At 35.5% G+C, this 18,183-nt stretch carries 10 protein-coding genes; 6 read left to right on the forward strand and 4 right to left on the reverse strand.

Features of this window, described 5'->3' with window-relative positions:
* The first annotated feature begins 32 nt into the window (after positions 1 to 32).
* Positions 33 to 1,004, forward strand: coding sequence for a polysaccharide deacetylase family protein (locus tag CPHY_RS21145; RefSeq protein ID WP_012198569.1), 972 nt, complete (start codon positions 33 to 35; stop codon positions 1,002 to 1,004).
* 140 nt (positions 1,005 to 1,144) lie between these two features.
* Here the strand turns inward: CPHY_RS21145 and CPHY_RS02945 are convergent, their stop codons facing one another.
* Positions 1,145 to 2,428, reverse strand: a complete 1,284-nt coding sequence (locus CPHY_RS02945) for a peptidoglycan-binding protein (protein ID WP_041703878.1) — start codon at positions 2,426 to 2,428, stop codon at positions 1,145 to 1,147.
* Between the two features lie 544 nt (positions 2,429 to 2,972).
* On the opposite strand from CPHY_RS02945, the gene CPHY_RS02950 reads away from it, so the two are divergent.
* A complete protein-coding gene (locus CPHY_RS02950; RefSeq protein ID WP_012198571.1) occupies positions 2,973 to 4,235 on the forward strand; it encodes a carbamoyl phosphate synthase small subunit in 1,263 nt (420 codons plus the stop codon).
* Positions 4,235 to 7,435 (forward strand): carbamoyl-phosphate synthase large subunit, encoded by a 3,201-nt coding sequence (gene carB, locus CPHY_RS02955; protein WP_012198572.1) that lies wholly within the window; start codon positions 4,235 to 4,237, stop codon positions 7,433 to 7,435. The genes CPHY_RS02950 and carB overlap by 1 nt, the downstream gene beginning before the upstream one ends.
* 168 nt (positions 7,436 to 7,603) lie before the next feature.
* Here the strand turns inward: carB and CPHY_RS02960 are convergent, their stop codons facing one another.
* From CPHY_RS02960 to CPHY_RS02970, 3 genes are all read right to left on the reverse strand, one after another.
* Entirely contained in the window at positions 7,604 to 8,014 is a 411-nt protein-coding gene (locus CPHY_RS02960) for a hypothetical protein (protein WP_012198573.1), read from the reverse strand.
* A gap of 420 nt (positions 8,015 to 8,434) precedes the next feature.
* Entirely contained in the window at positions 8,435 to 11,197 is a 2,763-nt protein-coding gene (gene mgtA, locus CPHY_RS02965; RefSeq protein WP_012198574.1) for a magnesium-translocating P-type ATPase, read from the reverse strand.
* Positions 11,198 to 11,600: 403 nt separating this feature from the next.
* Positions 11,601 to 12,104 carry a winged helix-turn-helix domain-containing protein gene (locus CPHY_RS02970; RefSeq protein ID WP_012198575.1) on the reverse strand — a complete coding sequence of 168 codons (504 nt, stop codon included), beginning with the start codon at positions 12,102 to 12,104 and terminating at the stop codon, positions 11,601 to 11,603.
* Positions 12,105 to 12,733: 629 nt separating this feature from the next.
* Here CPHY_RS02970 and CPHY_RS20530 point away from each other — a divergent pair.
* The 3 genes from CPHY_RS20530 (at position 12,734) to CPHY_RS02985 (ending at position 18,140) form a co-directional block, all read left to right on the forward strand.
* Positions 12,734 to 14,827: a Coenzyme F420 hydrogenase/dehydrogenase, beta subunit C-terminal domain gene (locus CPHY_RS20530; RefSeq protein WP_012198576.1), complete on the forward strand. Its 2,094-nt coding sequence runs from the start codon at positions 12,734 to 12,736 to the stop codon at positions 14,825 to 14,827.
* Positions 14,828 to 15,187: 360 nt separating this feature from the next.
* Positions 15,188 to 17,437, forward strand: a complete 2,250-nt coding sequence (locus CPHY_RS02980) for a Coenzyme F420 hydrogenase/dehydrogenase, beta subunit C-terminal domain (protein WP_012198577.1) — start codon at positions 15,188 to 15,190, stop codon at positions 17,435 to 17,437.
* A gap of 178 nt (positions 17,438 to 17,615) precedes the next feature.
* A complete protein-coding gene (locus CPHY_RS02985; protein ID WP_012198578.1) occupies positions 17,616 to 18,140 on the forward strand; it encodes an adenine phosphoribosyltransferase in 525 nt (174 codons plus the stop codon).
* Positions 18,141 to 18,183 lie beyond the last annotated feature (43 nt).

Consider the following 18,183-nt stretch of genomic DNA (forward strand, 5'->3'; position numbering starts at 1 on the left):
ATTATATGGTAACAAACGATTTGGAGCATAATATGAAAGACAAGATTATCATGTTAGTATTGTTACTAATCTTCCTATCTCTCATTGGTAGGTTGTTCTATGATAAAGCAAATGAAGAGGCTACAGCAGGTATTATTGGGAAAGTAGAGTATGTATCGCTCGATGAGTTGGCCCTTTTTGTTACTTTAGAAAATGAGGTACAGCTTAATAAACAAGGAATGGTTTGGATGGATGGAAGTAGTATATGGGATCATGACATCACTGCTAGTATTACTGTAGAAAGTGGTTATGTAAGTGATGGGGATTTAAGCAGGGAACCTGACTATGTACATCATTATCCCAACTTATATGCGAAATCAGAAGCGGATTATAAATCACCTACGGATGGCAGGAAAGTCTGTTTTTTAACATTTGATGATGGACCAAGTGCAAATACCTTAAAGGTACTTGATGTACTTGATGAGAAGAAGATTAAAGCTACCTTTTTTGTTATAGGAGAGGAAATTAATAAAGAAAATGCCAATATATTAAAAGAAGTAGTAAAACGAGGTCATCTCATTGGTGTACATACTCATGTTCATGATTATAATAAAATTTATAAGTCGGTTGACTCTTTCTTAAAGGATTATGATAAGGCATTTCAAAAAATTGAAGAAGTCACTGGAGTACGTCCATATATTTATCGATTCCCAGGAGGAAGTTATAATCATTACCTAAAGAGAATAAGAAAAGAGCTAGTCGCTGAAATGACAAGAAGAGGTTTTACCTATTATGATTGGAATGTTAGTGGGGAAGATTCGGTAGGTTCTCCTACTGCATATTCTATCAAAAAAAATATAAGCAGAGATTTGAATCGGTATCGGTGTCCAGTGGTTTTGTTACATGATGGTCAAACGAATCCATTAACAGCAAAGGTATTGGGTGGGGTAATCGACTATATTGAGTCAAAGGGATATGAATTTGATACCTTAGATCATAGAGAACCTTGTCAATTTAGGTGGTAGAGTAACGGTAGAAAAAGGGCTTTTGCGTATAAGATTATGCTTTAAAATAGCAGTTAATCTTACACGTAAAAGCCCTTTTTATAACAAGTGGTATAAAGTTCATACACTTGTTTGGTTGAATAAGAAAGAGGTATACCTAATTATTGATATTCTGCCATTCTTGTAATAGCAACATAAATGCCGGAAATCTTATACCATGTTGGAAGGTCAACGATACCTGACTGAGGAAGATTAAATTGTTTTTGGAAAGCTTTTACCGCCGCTGCAGTTGCAGGACCAAAGATTCCATCGGCTGAGACATTAGGAATTGGATAGTATACATCAGCGATAGCATTTAACTGCTCTTGTAGCTGCATAACGCTAGAGCCAGAGGAACCTATCGTTAAATTATACCCTGGGAAGGACACAGGTACTCCGGAAACCTCATACGTAGTATTGATATATATACTATCTCCATAATAATATCTAAGAATTTGAATCGGTGTATATCCCTGATCTCCAAGAGTTTTAGAACCCCATTGTGTCATTACTTCAGGACAAGATACACGTTTACCATCACAATACTGTGTAAGGATTGGCTGTTTCACATTTGGACGAGATAAATAGTTATTAAAGATTGTATCAACAACTCTGCTTATGGAATCAAAAAAGTTTCGACCAGGCATAAACTTATGATCGTATGCAGTGGAAGAGGTAATAGTAAAACTAAATCCTTTATTACGATACCACTCCGTAAAAACACGGTTTAAGGTAAAAGATTGAATCGCTAATACATTTGCATAAATGGTAGATTCTGGCCAGGTAGCATAGATTTCACTGGAGGCTACATTTTTAATGTAATCACGATATGGAACCCAGTAATCCTTAGCCGTTTTGTCAGTAGGAACCCCATCATGAACGACAATGAATTCAGGAATAACAACATTTGGGAGTACAATTTCACCAGCTTCTTCCAAAGGTTTTATTTCATCTTCCAAAATCTTAGGTGGATAATCTCCATATAGGGTATGGTATGGTATTACAAAAGCCTCCGCAGTATTACGGACTCCTGCTGATGGGGTTGGGTCTAGTAAGATATTTTGTAAGGCATTTACGGTTGGAAGTATTTGTGCTCCAGTTATGATAACCGGTTCAAAACCAGGTGCTTTTATTGTCAAAGTATACTCGGAATACGGCATTGGAGCACTAGGTTCCAAACTGTAATCCACAGGAGGTGCTGGTAATTCGACGAGCTCTGTTCTTCCTGTATCGCTTGTTTGTAATTCTTCTATAGGTTGTGTAGAAGGATCACCGGTAAATTGAATACCAACTGTAGCATTACTAATAGGGCGATTGTCTCTAGCAGAAAGTACATCTACAACAAGGCCGCCAAGAGACTGCGTTTCAACCTGGGCTGGATATACTCTGTAGTCGTTACGAGGCATCATATTAGTACGAGGAATTTGATTATCCATAGTGGGTGAAAATACATCTTTTTCTAACCCCAAACCTTCACGGAAGGTAGGGTAACGAAAAGAGTATGGGTTGTATACCATGTCTTACTACCTCAATATACTGGTTCAAGATAAGGTATGCGAAGTAGCCATGATTGGTGCAAGTACATAGGCCTCTTAGTAATATTAAGAAGGAGCACTTATTAAAACTAATAAGTATGCATTATCTTATTAAGATTAAGTAAATATGCATAATTTAAAATATAGAATAACAAGAATTTTTAGTCATATTCTAGAATAAATATTTCTTGTAATTTTAAAGGTGGTGTGGTATCATTTTAACAATTTGAGTATTTATTTGCAAAAATTAAGCCTCTGGACTTAAGATGTATCACCTTTAATTTTCATGGATTACATGAAATAAGGAAGAGGCGATATATCTTATTTTTTTAAATAGGACTTGGTAAAAATATCCAAATAAGTAAAGAAAGACTGAATTAATACTCAAAAAACATAACATAATAGGAGGATTTGTATGAAAGCTTTTCTGATACTGGAAGACGGGCACATTTTCGAAGGTAAACATATTGGTTCGAAAAGAGAGGTTATTAGTGAAATCGTATTTAATACCTCAATGACAGGTTATCTGGAGATATTAACGGATCCATCCTATGCTGGTCAAGCTGTGGTTATGACATATCCGCTTATCGGTAATTATGGTATTTGTCCATCCGATATGGAATCCTTAAAGGCGTGGCCAGATGGATTTATTGTAAGAGAGACATCACGAGTACCAAGTAATTTTAGATCTAAATTAAGCTTAGAGGAGTTCCTGATTAAGAATGATATCCCTGGAATCTCTGGTGTGGATACAAGATGCTTAACGAAGATTCTTCGTGAGAGCGGTACAATGAACGGCATGATCACTACAAATGAGAATTTCATAATTGAAGATGTAATAAATGCATTAAAAGATTATAAAGTAACGGGTGTGGTTAGCAAAGTAAGTTGTAAAGAGAAGAAAGTTACAACACACGAGAACTTTACCCCAACTGATTTTGAAATGGCAAAGATGACCTATATGGCATCTACTGAGATGAAAGAAGCAATTGAGAAAGCGACTAAAAATGGTGTTTGTCTTGGTGAAATTGCCTTGGCTTGCATGCAGGGAACTGCAGGAATCGCTTATTTAAATAAGTTAGCAGAAGATGAAAACCTAGTAAAAACGCATTATAAGGTTGCATTAATGGATTTTGGTTCTAAGAAAAATATTGAACATTGTCTATTAAAAAGAGGCTGTGAAGTAACTGTTTATCCTGCTGATACAAAGGCAGAAGAAATATTAGAGGCAAACCCAGATGGAATTATGTTAAGTAATGGCCCTGGAGATCCAGCAGAATGTTTTGAAATTATTAAAGAAATTAAAAAATTATCTGAAACAAACATCCCTATCTTTGCAATTTGTTTAGGGCATCAATTAATGGCACTTGCAAATGATTTTGAAACTAAGAAGATGAAGTACGGACATCGTGGAGCGAACCATCCAGTGAAAGATTTAGAAACTGGCCGCGTTTATCTGTCCTCCCAGAATCATGGTTATGTAGTAGTGGAAGATACCATTGATGAGTCTAAGGCAGAGGTTCGCTTTATTAATGCAAATGATAAGACAATAGAGGGAATTAAGTATAAGAATAAAAATATATTTACGGTACAGTTCCATCCGGAGGCATGTGCTGGTCCACAAGATTCCGAGTTCCTATTTGATGAGTTTATGAAGATGATGGAGGTAAATGCGTAATGCCAAAGAATAATAACATTAAGAAAGTTTTAGTGATTGGTTCCGGCCCGATTGTGATTGGCCAGGCAGCAGAGTTTGATTATGCAGGTACCCAAGCTTGTCGTTCTTTAAAGGAAGAAGGAGTTACAGTTGTATTGGTGAACTCAAATCCAGCAACGATCATGACAGACAAAGACATCGCAGATATGGTTTATATAGAGCCATTAACTCCTGATGTAGTAAAGAAGATTATTTTAAAAGAAAAACCAGACAGTGTACTTCCAACCCTTGGTGGTCAGGCAGCGTTAAATATTGCAATGGAGTTAGAGGAATCTGGATTCTTAGCAGAAACAGGGACCAAATTAATTGGAACTACCTCATTAACCATTAAAAAGGCAGAAGACCGTTTAGAGTTTAAGAATACAATGGAGAAAATCGGGGAACCTTGTGCAGCCAGCGTTGTAGTTACTACAGTACCGGCGGCAGTTGACTTTGCAGAGACCATCGGTTATCCAGTTGTAATCCGTCCAGCCTATACTCTTGGTGGTTCTGGTGGTGGTATCGCAGCGGATAAGGAAGAATTAATTGATATCTGTACGAATGGATTACGCCTTAGCCGTGTGGGACAGTGTTTAATCGAGCGTTGTATCGCTGGGTGGAAAGAGATTGAATATGAAGTAATGCGTGATGGTGCAGGAAACTGTATTACGGTATGTAACATGGAAAACTTAGACCCAGTAGGTGTTCATACAGGAGATAGTATCGTAGTTGCTCCATCTCAGACACTATCCGATAAAGAATACCAGATGTTACGTACCTCTGCATTAAATATTATTACAGAAATAAATATTACAGGTGGATGTAATGTACAGTATGCATTAAAGCCGGATAGCTTTGAGTACTGTGTAATTGAAGTTAACCCTCGTGTAAGCCGTTCTTCTGCGCTTGCCTCTAAAGCAACCGGATATCCAATTGCGAAGGTCGCAGCGAAGATTGCACTTGGTTATACCTTAGATGAGATTCCAAATGCAATTACAGGTAAAACCGTAGCAAGCTTCGAACCAGCACTTGATTACTGTGTAGTAAAGATTCCAAAGTGGCCATTTGATAAGTTTATTATGGCAAAGAGAACCTTAACGACTCAGATGAAAGCAACTGGTGAAGTAATGAGTATCTGTACGAACTTCGAAGGTGCTCTTATGAAGGCAGTACGTTCTCTAGAACAGAATATCTATAGTATGAACTATGGTGACTATAGCAAGGACAGCGTGGAAGATATACGTGAGAAACTTCACTTGATTGATGACAGACGTATCTTTGTTATCGCAGAGGCAATCCGCCGAGGAATTACACCAGAAGAAATTAATGATATTACAAAGATCGACTTATGGTTTATTGATAAAATAGCAATACTTACGGAGATGGAAAAACGCTTAAGTGAAGAACCATTAACGAAAGAGTTAATGTTAGAAGCTAAGCGTATGGAATTCCCAGATCGTGTGATTGCCCAGTTTAGTGGAAAGACGTTAGAGGAAGTGAAGAAGCTTCGTAAAGAAGAGTATGAAATTCATGCAGCATTTAAGACCGTTGACACATGTGCAGCAGAGTTTGAAGCTCAGACCCCTTACTACTATTCCTGCTTTGATAGTGAGAATGAAGTGGATGCTACTAAGACAAAGAAGAAAGTATTGGTACTTGGTTCTGGCCCAATCCGTATCGGACAGGGTATTGAGTTCGACTACTGCTCCGTACATGCAACTTGGTCTATGAGTAAGAGCGGCTTCGAGACAATTATCGTAAATAATAATCCGGAAACAGTAAGCACAGACTTTGATATCGCAGATAAGCTTTACTTTGAGCCATTAACTCCAGAAGATGTGGAAAATATCGTAGATCTGGAACAGCCAGATGGTGCAGTAGTACAGTTTGGTGGTCAGACAGCGATTAAGTTAACTGAAGCACTTCTTAAGATGGGAGTTCCAATCTTAGGAACCAGTGCAGAAAATGTTGACGCTGCTGAAGATCGTGAGTTATTCGATGAAATTCTTGAGAAGTGCTGTATTCCTAGACCAGCTGGTAAGACTGTATTTACCACGGAGGAAGCAATTGTAGCTGCAAATCAATTAGGTTATCCAGTACTTGTTCGTCCTTCCTACGTACTTGGCGGTGCAGGAATGCAAATTGCAATCTGTGATGATGACGTTCGTGAGTTTATGGAAATCATTAACCGAAATGTTCAGGAACATCCAATCCTTGTAGATAAGTATTTGATGGGAAAAGAAGTCGAGGTGGATGCAGTATGTGATGGCGAGGATATCTTAATCCCTGGTATCATGGAGCACATCGAGAGAGCAGGTATTCACTCAGGTGATAGTATCTCTGTTTACCCAGCACAGAGTATAAGTAATAAGGTACAGGATGTAATCGTTGATTATACAAGAAAATTAGCGAAGTCCTTAAATGTAATCGGTTTAATCAACATCCAGTTCATTGTATATAATGAAGAAGTTTACGTAATCGAGGTTAACCCAAGATCCTCCCGTACGGTACCATACATTAGTAAGGTAACAAATATTCCAATCGTTTCGCTTGCATCGAAGGCAGTTCTTGGAGAAAAAATTGCAGATTTAGGATATGGCACAGGACTTGCAAAGAAAGCAGATTATATTGCGATTAAAATGCCTGTTTTCTCCTTCGAGAAACTTCGTGGTGCAGACATTGGCTTAGGACCAGAAATGAAGTCTACAGGTGAGTGCCTTGGTATCGCAAAAACTTTCAATGAAGCATTATATAAAGCATTCCTAGGTGCTGGTATCAATCTCCCAAAGCATAAGAAGATGATTCTAACCGTAAAGGATGCAGATAAATTAGAAGCAGTATCAGTAGGTAGAAGATTTAAAGCCCTTGGATACGAAATTTATGCAACAAGAAGTACTGCAAGAGTATTAAAGGAAAATGGAGTGGATGCAATTCCAGTTCAGAAGGTAGACGGAGAATCTCCTACCATTTTAGACTTGCTTCTTGGTCATGAAATTGACTTAGTAGTGGATACTCCAACCCAGGGACGTGATAAATCCAGAGATGGTTTCGTAATCCGTCGTATGTCGATTGAAACAGGTGTAACTTGCTTAACTTCTCTTGATACAGCAAATGCATTACTGACAAGTTTAGAAAATGTGGCCGATGGCGAATTAAGTTTGATTGATATAGCAAGAATTTAAGTAGCAACGTAGTTGCTACTTAAAAAGAGGGGTAACTGTGCATACACGTTACCCCTCTTTTATTCAGTACATCTAGTGATGCTGGACTACAATTATTAATAAAGCTCTCAAAGTGTACTTTTCTAGTTTATGACAAGGAAAAGTTCGATAAGTGTACTTTTTCTTGTTTTAATTTTTTTCTACTAAAGTAAATACATAAGATTCCCCTGCGTCCATCGAACGAGTGTATATCGTTTTAGACTTACCGTATTCAATAACGAACTTCTTTTTTTCAGAAGCAAAGACGTGTCCATCTTCATTATCAGAGTACGATTCAGATGTGGAAATGGTGATCGAATTTGAATCAATTTTAACAACTTTAAACTCCCTTAGGAAGGCGCTTCCTCTCAGGGGAATATCATACGTTTTCTTTGATATAAGATTCTCATAGTAGAACTCATTTTCTGGATAATCTATATTTTGATCTGACCATGAGTCGACTAATAAATGTAAGCTATAATTACTTTCTTTTGGTGAGCATGAAACTAATAGTGCAGCGAATAATACGACAACAAGACTTGATATTATGCATTTTTTCATATGAATATCCTTTCCTCTTTCTCATTGTTATAAAAAAAGTTCTATATATGCAGAGATTTACAGAAAATATCTTTCAGAGAAAGACTATTAGCTGAGATTAAGCATTGCCACTTTATGACAAATTTTATCCTATTATATCACATAGATAAATGGAGATACAAGTTTAATTGGAAAGAATGCTCAAATGTATCTTCGATTCTTGAGCCAAAGGGAAATAAGACTGAAAGGGGTTAATGGAAGAATGCTAAAGCAAATCTATGATTCTGTAGCCAAGCGAAATAAGTCTAATAGGATAGAAGTAAGCTCAAGCGAATCTATAATCTTAAAATAATAAAAAAGTGCTATCGTACAAAAAAATTCACTAGTACGACAGCACTTTTTTATTATTATGATTTGACGAACACTTAAAATTACATTTCTTTATAAAAGTTCACCATGATGTCTTATATAAGCTTTCTTTAGAACAGTTGCCAATACCATATACATTAGAATGCAAGGAAGTAAAAAAGCAAAGTATGCCATTGGAAGGGCTACAAATCCGAGCATTGTTCCTAATGCAGTAAATGGAATGACTGTTAATACCGCAATCCCTGTAAAGGTGAGCATTGTTACGGAAGCGGATGCATGGCTCTGAATAAATGGGAGCTTTGGTGTACGAATCATGTGAATTACTAGAGTTTGACTCCACATGGACTCAACAAACCATCCTGCCTGGAACATAGCTGCATAACTTGCTTGCATTTGTAGTAATGCGGTGCCAGAGTAATGGCTAGCAAGGTTATGGAATAAAACACCATTGGATACAAACATTGGGCAGAGTACAAAATACATAAATGCATAGGTCAACCAGTCAAAGACAGAACTTGCTGGGCCAATCCAAATCATAAAACTTCCAACGGAGGAAGCATCCCACTTTCTTGGAACAGTAAGAAACTCTTTATCTACATTATCCCAAGGAATCGCAGTACAAGATAGATCATAAATGAGATTTAAAATGATTAGGTGTACGCTCATCATTGGAAGGAAAGGAAGTAATGCTGAGGCTACTAATACTGAAAACATGTTGCCAAAGTTAGATGAAGCTGTCATCTTAATATATTTAATCATATTGGCATAGGTTTTTCTTCCCTCAATAATACCTTCTTCTAAAACCATTAAATCTTTTTCTAATAGAATAATATCTGCGGATTCTTTCGCAATGTCTACTGCGGTATCAACGGAGATACCAATGTCAGCAGATTTCATTGCAGCTGCATCATTAATACCATCTCCCATAAAGCCAACGGTATGCCCACTGTTTCGTAGAACTGTTACAACACGGGATTTTTGGTCTGGTGATAGCTTTGCAAATACATCCGTAGTTTCAGCAGCTATTGCAAGTGCTTCATCGGTCATTGAATCAATATCTGCACCAAGTAACAGATTACCAACCTCCAAACCAACTTGCTTACAGATACAGCGTGTTACCTTATCGTTATCCCCTGTGAGGATTTTGGTTGTAACGCCATGAGCTTTCAGTGCTTTAATTGCATCTTTTGTTGATTCTTTTGGTGGATCAAGAAAAGCGAGGTAACCAATAAGCACCATGTCGCATTCATCTTTTACTCCAAAAGCACCGACAGGAGAAGGATTTGTTTTTTGAGCTACGGCAATAACACGCATTCCATCTTCATTAAATCCATTTACAGTTTCAAAAATATTTGATTTTATCTCTTCAGTTAAAGGCTCTACTTTGCCATTGAGTTCCACATAAGAACAAACAGAGAGCATTTCTTCTACTGCACCTTTGGTAACCATTTGAGTTTTACCATTTTTATCGCTTACAACGGTGGAAAGACGACGGCGAGTAAAATCAAACGGAATTTCATCGACTTTGACATAAGCGGCAGATAAATCAAGTAGCTTCGGATCGGAGGCTTCTTCCTCTTCTGTCTTTCTAATGATAGCAAGGTCCATCAAATTCTTATAACCTGTTTGAAAGTAACTGTTCAAATAAGCATGGCGAAGTACACGTCTGTCTTCTTTACCTATAACGTCTAAGTGATATTCCAAAACAACTTGATCCTGGGTTAATGTACCAGTTTTGTCAGTACAAAGAATATCAATAGCTCCAAAATTCTGGATGGAATTTAAATTCTTAACAATCGTCTTTTTCTTAGACATAGACACTGCACCTTTTGCAAGGCAAGTGGTTACAATCATTGGTAACATCTCTGGTGTAAGTCCTACTGCAATTGATATAGCAAACAAAAAGGCATCAAGCCAATCACCTTTTGTAAGACCATTAATAACAAATACGATAGGAACCATGACTAACATAAATCGGATTAAAACCCAAGAGACAGAGTTTACACCTTTTGTAAAGCTGGTTTCTACTGCATCGCCAGCAACGGAAGAAGCCATGGAACCAAAGAGTGTATCATCTCCGACAGCGATAATAACAGCAGTAGCACTACCGCTTATTACGTTACTCCCCATAAATGCAATATTGTTATAATCAGTTATAGCATCACACGCAGTTCCATAAACAATAGGAAGCTTTTCTAATGGATCATTTTCACCAGTCAGTGAGGATTGACTGATAAATAAATCTTTTGCACTCAAAATTCTTACATCCGCTGGCACCATATCACCAGCAGCAAGATGAATAATATCGCCAACAACAGCTTCCTCTAAAGGAATCTCCATCTTTTTTTCTTCAAGACGGTCTACGGTACAAGTTGTCGTAATCATGGCAAGCAGTTTTTCAGCTGCATTACCAGAGCGTGACTCTTGCACGAAACGCAAAGTACCTGAGATGAAAACCATAGTCAGGATAATAATTACCGTAATTGGATTGATATCATCGGGAGCATTTTGTTTTAGTGGAAGGATAATATCTGTTATGGTGGATACGATAGCTAGGCACAATAAGATAATAGTAAAAGGATTAATGAATGCACCTGCTAATTTTTGAATTTGGGATTTCTTCTTTCCCTCGGTAACTTTGTTGCTACCATGCGATAAACGGCTATCAAGCACGTCTTTTTCAGAAAGTCCATCCATTGATGTTTCTAGATTTTGTAAAATAATGTCAGTAGGATTCATAGCTGCAAAGGAAATCGCTTTATTTGCATTATCTCTGCGAGCTTTTATTTCTGCAATTTGTTTTGCAGAAACATTGTGATTTCTTTTCTTGTTCATATGTCGAACCTCCTTGATGTTATACAATTTTTGGAAGCAAGACATAAACCGATTAGGATATATTCATATTCAGAAAAACAGATAGAGTCCGTAGTTCTATCTTCGTGTCCTTCCGGAATATGTTATGTCCGGGTGGGTATATGTCATTGGAACTTCGGCCTTCCGAGTTTCCGGATTCCATCTGCTTTTCCTCCTTTTTTCTAAATTTTATATTTTTTGGGGTAATACATACTGATTTTTTCGCATACCCATCAGTTAGTATAATGGAAAGGGAAGTTAAATCCAATAGCAAAATTCTTGCGATTTTCTTGCTGTATTAAAAAATAATTCTATTCATGACAAGGAAAAGTTCATGATACTTATTTTTTCTTTAAGAAATCAATTTAAAATATACTTACCAAGTTTAGTATTGGTCATTAAATTTATATCCAATTCCCCATATGGTAATAATGTATTCAGGTTCATCTGGATTTGGTTCTATTTTTTTGCGAAGTTTACGAATAAAAGCCATAATATTACTATCCGACATTAGATAATCTTCTTCCCAAACTGCTTGAAATATCTGTTCTTTCGTATATACGTATCCTCTGTTTTGGGCAAGAAAATATAGAATATCAAATTCTTTCGGTGTCAAACTGATTTCTAAATCCTTACGAAGCACTTTTCTACTTTTTAGGTAGATGGAAAGGTCTCCCGCATAAATGTTATCATCTATATTATCTATAAAACTTTTTGAATTATTAGTCATACTTAATATTAGAGTAGAATCTTCACTTTGAATTAAGTCGTTTAATCCTTGAAGAAGTTCTTTCGAATACACAGAGTTTGGCTGTTCTATATTTATTTTATCGCGAATCCATCTGACTAGAGCTGAATCCACCGTAATAAAGCTTGTATTTTTTTTCATAATGAATTCATTCTCCTTTAAGGTTTAGTTCTTTTTTGATATGACCTCTTATAAAAAAACTTCTCCTATTATTTTATCATATTGTTTTAAACTTGACTTGTATTTTTTTCGATATCCATAATAATCATTTACTATCTTATTATTATAACCAAGCATTCAATCTTATAATTATAGCCAGGCATTCAATCTTATATTTATAGCCAGGTATTCAATCTTATAATTATAGCCAGGCATTCAATCTTATTATAGCCAAGCATTCAATCTTATTATAGCCAAGCATTCAATCTTATTATAGCCAAGCATTCAATCTTATTATAGCCAAGCATTCTATCTTCTTATTATAACTAAGTATTCTATCTTCTTATTATAACTAAGTATTCTATCTTCTTATTATAACTAAGCGCTCTTTCTTATTATAAATATAAATGTTATAAACATAAATGCTTTTATTCATGGCAAGGAAAAGTTCACAAAGGGTGTGTTTTCTTATTTCACATCATTTTAAAGTCAAAGGATTTTCATAGTGTCAGGTACGTTGGCAAAACGCTACTTACTTAAAAAATATAGATTGCATAACTTGTCTAACTCTTATATACTGTAATAGATTAGATAGAAGGGAGGTTCTTATCATGAAGATTGGAATCATCGGCTATGCGAAACCAGAGCTGGAAAGTCTTTTGCAAGCATATGCAGTGAAAAAAGTATTAGAGGATGAGGCTGTAGATTGCTATTGGTATCGTAAGAGGGACAATTTCACTTACAAAGCCGCTAGAACCACTCACAAAAGGAACTTACTTGACGCTTTAAGCGGGCGCCAACATATCCATGTCGACTTAAATGAAGCAAAGACCGCCATGGAAGGGTTTGTTAAAGATAAATTATCTTTGAATCCAAATAAATCGGAAAAAACAGATAGCTTTGTAATTGTTAATTATAAATCTACCATTGATACAACAAATTCTACTGCGAATTACATAGACTTTTATCAAAGAAGTTTCGAACCAAAGTCTGAGATTACAGAGGCATTGATGCTTTGTAGCTTGGAAGATTATGAGAAAATCATGGGAGAGACAATAGATGAACAGGCCTATGTTTTTATGGATAGCGAAACTGACAAAGCTGGCATTATTCCCTCCGTACGAAAGATTGCAAAGGCAAATAATCTAAAGGTAATCTCGAAAGCTTATAATCGCACCTATTATGCATTTGAAAAGGTTACAGAAATATTTACTCCATCGGAATATTTGGCATATATTCGTGATGCAAAATTAGTAGTTACCGATTCTTTTACAACGGTATATTTTGCAATCTTAATGAAAAAGCCATTAATTTGTTACGATCAAGGAATGACACAAGGAAAAATCAAACGATTTTTACAAAGACTATCCTTGATGGATAATTATTTTACGATGAAACAATCGAACACTTCCTTAACAGCATATAGCATAAAACATCCTAACAAAGTTAACAAACAGCTAAAGAAGTATCGTGAAGAGTTGACAGATTCTCTATATGAATTGGTAGGGGCTTTTGGCATCGATCAGCCAGTTAACTGCCCGACTAAAATAACTCGTGGTGAGTGTTGCGGTTGTTATGCATGTAAAGAGGTATGTCCTACCGGTGCTATTCAAATGTTAATGGATAGGGAAGGATTTTATTACCCACATGTGAATAAGGAAAAGTGTATCCATTGTGGGCTTTGTGAAAGAGTATGTGTGAAAAAAGAGAATTCTCAGATTGTTTCTTATGAAGCAGATTATCCAAAGGTTTATAGTGCAATTAATAAGGATGAGAATGCTAGAATGATTAGTACCTCAGGAGGAGTCTTCCATGCACTATCAAAATACGCAATTGAACAGCGCGAAGGTGTAGTATTTGGGGTAAAATTTGATGAGAATATGAATGCAGTTTCAACCTTAGCTAGCACAATGAATGATGTAAAAGCATTCTATGGATCAAAGTATGTTAAGAGTGAGATTGATGGTGTATATGCAAAGGTAAAAGAACAGTTAAATGAGGGTAAGTTTGTCTTATATTCAGGGTTACCATGTGAATGTGCTGGCTTAAAGGCATATCTACGAAAAGATTATGAGAATCTATTCATTAGCGAAATTTTATGCCATGCAGCTCCTTCACCAAAGGTATTTAAAAATTATCTAAAGTTCCTCTCTATAAAATATAAGTCACCGATAACCAATGTGGTATTCCGTGATAAGAGGGATGGATGGTTAATTCATAAGTGTAGTATGGTGATAGAATTTAAAGATCGTAAGCCACTGGTTGTGAATGCAAGAAGAAATAATTATTTTAGAAACTTTTTATTAGATAATATTCAGCGTCCAGGATGTTCACAGTGTAGTTTTGTTGGTAGAAGTCGTGTAGGCGACATTACCATCGGAGATTTCTGGGGAATACATCGTATGGATGAAGAAATGTTTGACGATAAAGGAACTAGTGCTATTATGGTAAATACAGAGAAAGGTGCGAAGGTTCTTGAAGAGTTAAAAGATTCTTTCTATATGAAGGAAAAAAGTATAAAAGAACTATTCAAATATAACCATAGCAAGCCTTGTCCATATAAGCCAGAACGTGATGAGATTTTCAAACGTTTAGGAAAAGAAAAAATAAACCCATTATTAGAAAGTTTCAATGATTTAAAAAATAAATCAGCTAGAGATATAACGGCAAAAGAAGTAGTAAATGAAGTAATAATGGACGATTAAGACATTTATAAATATAAGAAGTAAGGAATAAAATTCAATGGGAAGTAAGAATGCTTTCTAGAGATTATTTTGTTCCTTACTTCTTTTTTTGCTAGGAATTATGAAGTGGTACGTTTTTCTAATATAAAGAAGAAGTAATCAGAGAACTTTTTCTTTCATTGAGAAAAATACTGAAGTTTTAAACTGATTTTTCACATACTAAAAATGATAGAACGTTTTTATAGAAGTTTCTAAATTAGACAGATACATACTACAAATTACTTTGGGGATAGTAATCATACAATAATTTAGTTAAAAGTGGACATGTTGCGTAGTTTGATTAATTACTACGGCAGACGCATACTGGAAAGGAACTGTTGTATGAAAATAGGAATTGTAGCAGATCTAAATGATATGAATTTAGATGTTTGGTTGTCTACTTATGCTTTACAAGAAGCGTTAAAAGAAATGGAACATATATCAGTTGTAATTCACCATTCCTTTATAAATAGTGAGGATGGAGAAAAGCTAGGGCCAAAAGAGCTTGCCTATGAGTTTTATAATGTTGTGGAAGGAAGTTCACAGCTTAGTAATGATGCTGGATATTATAATTTATTCGATATTTATCTTGTGGCAAGTGAGAGAATGTGGCAGAAGGTAAAAGATAATACAATTAAAGAATATTATCCAATCCATTATTTACGAGATTCTATCCTCTTAATGCAACAAAAAAACTATCACCCACTTGCTAAGAAGAAATCAATTAACGAAGATTATCTTCTCTGCTATTATGAGACTCCTTCCAAGGAAAAATTAGAGTTTCTTAAGTTTCTTTTGGATAAAAAGAGCCTTAAGCTAGTATCAAACCAGATGGGAAATAATGAACTTAAAAGCTTACAAAGCTATACAGATCAAGATATCAGAGAATTCTTACTCTATCTACGTCATGCCAAGGTTGTAATTACTGATTCGGGATTTATTGCCTCTATGGCTCTTCTATATGAAAAACCATTCTTATTACTATCGGAAAAAACACAGGAGGTTTTAGCAGCAGGAATCTTAAAGGAATTAGGATTGTCTAGCCTTATCCTTTCCGATTTATCTACATCGAGAGATATTAGTATCTATAACTCTTTGTTGGAAACTTATGAAAATAATCAGCGGGAATTTAGAAAACGCATCAAAGATTTTAGAAAAGAACAAAAGAAAAAATTAAGCCAATTAATAAGATTAGCCAGTTATGAGATGTATGTTGATTGCCCAACGGATATTAAAAAGATTGAGTGTTGTGGATGCACAGCTTGTAGAGAAGTATGTCCTTATAATGCGATTGAAATGAAGCCGGATGAGGAAGGATTTATCTATCCGGTTGTGGATCATGATAAGTGCGTCAAATGTATGCTTTGTAAAAAAGTCTGTGTAAAAAGAGAAAATCCACAGACGATTACTTATGAAAAAAGAGAAAATCAGCAGACAAATAATAATGTAAAAAAAGAAAATCCACAGACGGATACTAGTGTAAGAAAAGAAAGTTCACAGACGAATACTAGTGCAAGAAAAGAAAGTTCACAGACGAATACTAGTGTAAGAAAAGAAAATTCACAGACGAATACCTATGCGAAAAAAGAAAATTTTCAGACATTTACTAATGAAAAAAAAGAAAATCCACAGACGATTACTTACGCAAAAAAAGAAAATTCACAAGCGATTTCTCATGCAGAAAGTTATCCCATAGTATACGCAGTAAATAATAAAAAGCTTAAGGTAAGAACTAATAGTTCTTCTGGTGGTATCTTCCCAGAATTGGTTCAATATGTAATAGAAGAATTAGAGGGATATGTAGTTGGTGTTAAGTTTGATAACGATATGAATGCAGTTTCTTCGATTGCACACACCATGGAGGAAGCAAAGGAATTCTATGGAGCAAAGTATACCAAGAGTGATTTTACCGGAATGTTTCGGAATGTAAAAAAGCTTTTAGATAAAGGGGAAACGGTTCTTTATTCTGCTCTTCCATGTGAGGCTGCAGGTCTTCGGGCATTTTTAAGAAAAAGATATGATAACCTTATTGTTAGTGAAGTACTATGCCATGCGGGACCATCTCCACTTGTATTTCGCAGGTATGTTCAGTATTTAGAGTCACGTTTTCATTCAAAGGTTAAAAAAATAAATTTTCGAGATAAATCAAAAGGATGGCTTGCACTTGATAATACCATGGTTGTAGAGTTTGCAAATCGAGAACCGCTAAAGCTTCGGGCAAGAAGAAACAATTATTATCGTAGCTTTATTAAAGATAATATAGCAAGGCCTGCTTGCAGTCAGTGTTCTTTTGTATATACCAATCGAGTCGGAGATTTAACGATGGGTGATTTTTGGGGAATTCAGTATGCAAAACCAGAGATGTTTGACAATAAGGGTACTAGTATATTAATGATTAACACTAAGAATGGAGAAAATATCTGGAATAAAATATCGAATCGTTTCGAATATGAAGAAAGCAACTTGACGGAAGCATTTCGTTACAATCATAAGAAACCTATAAAATTAACAGAAAAGAGAAATGAATTCTTTGATCGATTTGAAAAAGAAGAAATCAATTCTTTATTGCAAGAATTTAATGATTTAAAATAAATTTCATAGAATTTAATGATTTAAAATAAATTTCATAGAATTTAATGATTTATAATAAAATTCTTTACCATTTGAAAGAATTAGTGATATAATAGTTTAGGTTAAGTTAATACGACAGGCGAACGATAAATCTTTTGTCTATAAAACCTGTGAGTGAAGAAAGGTATGATGTTAAAAGATGAAGAAACTAGAAGAGTATGTAAGAAGTATTCCTGATTTCCCTGAGGAAGGTATTATTTTTCGCGATGTAACAAGTGTTTTACAAGATAAAGATAGCTTAAAGATGTCGATTGATCAGATGCAAGAAAATCTAAATGGACTTGATTTTGATGTAATTGTCGGTCCAGAATCCAGAGGATTTATCTTTGGAGTGCCGATTGCATATAATTTAAATAAGGCTTTTATCCCAGTTCGTAAAAAGGGAAAACTTCCTTGTGAAACCGTTGAGATGGAATATGCACTAGAGTATGGTACTGCTACGATTGAAATGCATAAAGATTCTATTAAACCAGGACAAAAAGTTGTTATTATTGATGACTTAATTGCTACTGGAGGAACGATTGAAGCAATCACAAAGTTAATTGAACAATTGGGTGGAGAAGTTGTTAAGATTGTCTTCCTTATGGAATTAGAAGGACTTATGGGAAGAGAGAAGTTAAAGGGCTATGATATAGCTTCTGTCATAAAGTATGCTGGTAAATAAAGCAGCATAATTGGAGGGTGTACAAAATTACTATTTTATGCAG

This window comes from Lachnoclostridium phytofermentans ISDg, assembly GCF_000018685.1.
Taxonomy (GTDB): Bacteria; Bacillota; Clostridia; order Lachnospirales; family Lachnospiraceae; genus Lachnoclostridium; species Lachnoclostridium phytofermentans.

Coding starts and splice junctions, on each gene's coding strand:
- CPHY_RS02980 (WP_012198577.1), top strand. CDS start 15,188: ATGAAAATAGGAATTGTAGCAGATCTAAATGATATGAATTTAGATGTT.
- CPHY_RS02950 (WP_012198571.1), top strand. CDS start 2,973: ATGAAAGCTTTTCTGATACTGGAAGACGGGCACATTTTCGAAGGTAAA.
- CPHY_RS02970 (WP_012198575.1), bottom strand. CDS start 12,104: ATGAAAAAAAATACAAGCTTTATTACGGTGGATTCAGCTCTAGTCAGA.
- CPHY_RS21145 (WP_012198569.1), top strand. CDS start 33: ATGAAAGACAAGATTATCATGTTAGTATTGTTACTAATCTTCCTATCT.
- mgtA (WP_012198574.1), bottom strand. CDS start 11,197: ATGAACAAGAAAAGAAATCACAATGTTTCTGCAAAACAAATTGCAGAA.
- carB (WP_012198572.1), top strand. CDS start 4,235: ATGCCAAAGAATAATAACATTAAGAAAGTTTTAGTGATTGGTTCCGGC.
- CPHY_RS02985 (WP_012198578.1), top strand. CDS start 17,616: ATGAAGAAACTAGAAGAGTATGTAAGAAGTATTCCTGATTTCCCTGAG.
- CPHY_RS02945 (WP_041703878.1), bottom strand. CDS start 2,428: ATGCCTCGTAACGACTACAGAGTATATCCAGCCCAGGTTGAAACGCAG.
- CPHY_RS02960 (WP_012198573.1), bottom strand. CDS start 8,014: ATGAAAAAATGCATAATATCAAGTCTTGTTGTCGTATTATTCGCTGCA.
- CPHY_RS20530 (WP_012198576.1), top strand. CDS start 12,734: ATGAAGATTGGAATCATCGGCTATGCGAAACCAGAGCTGGAAAGTCTT.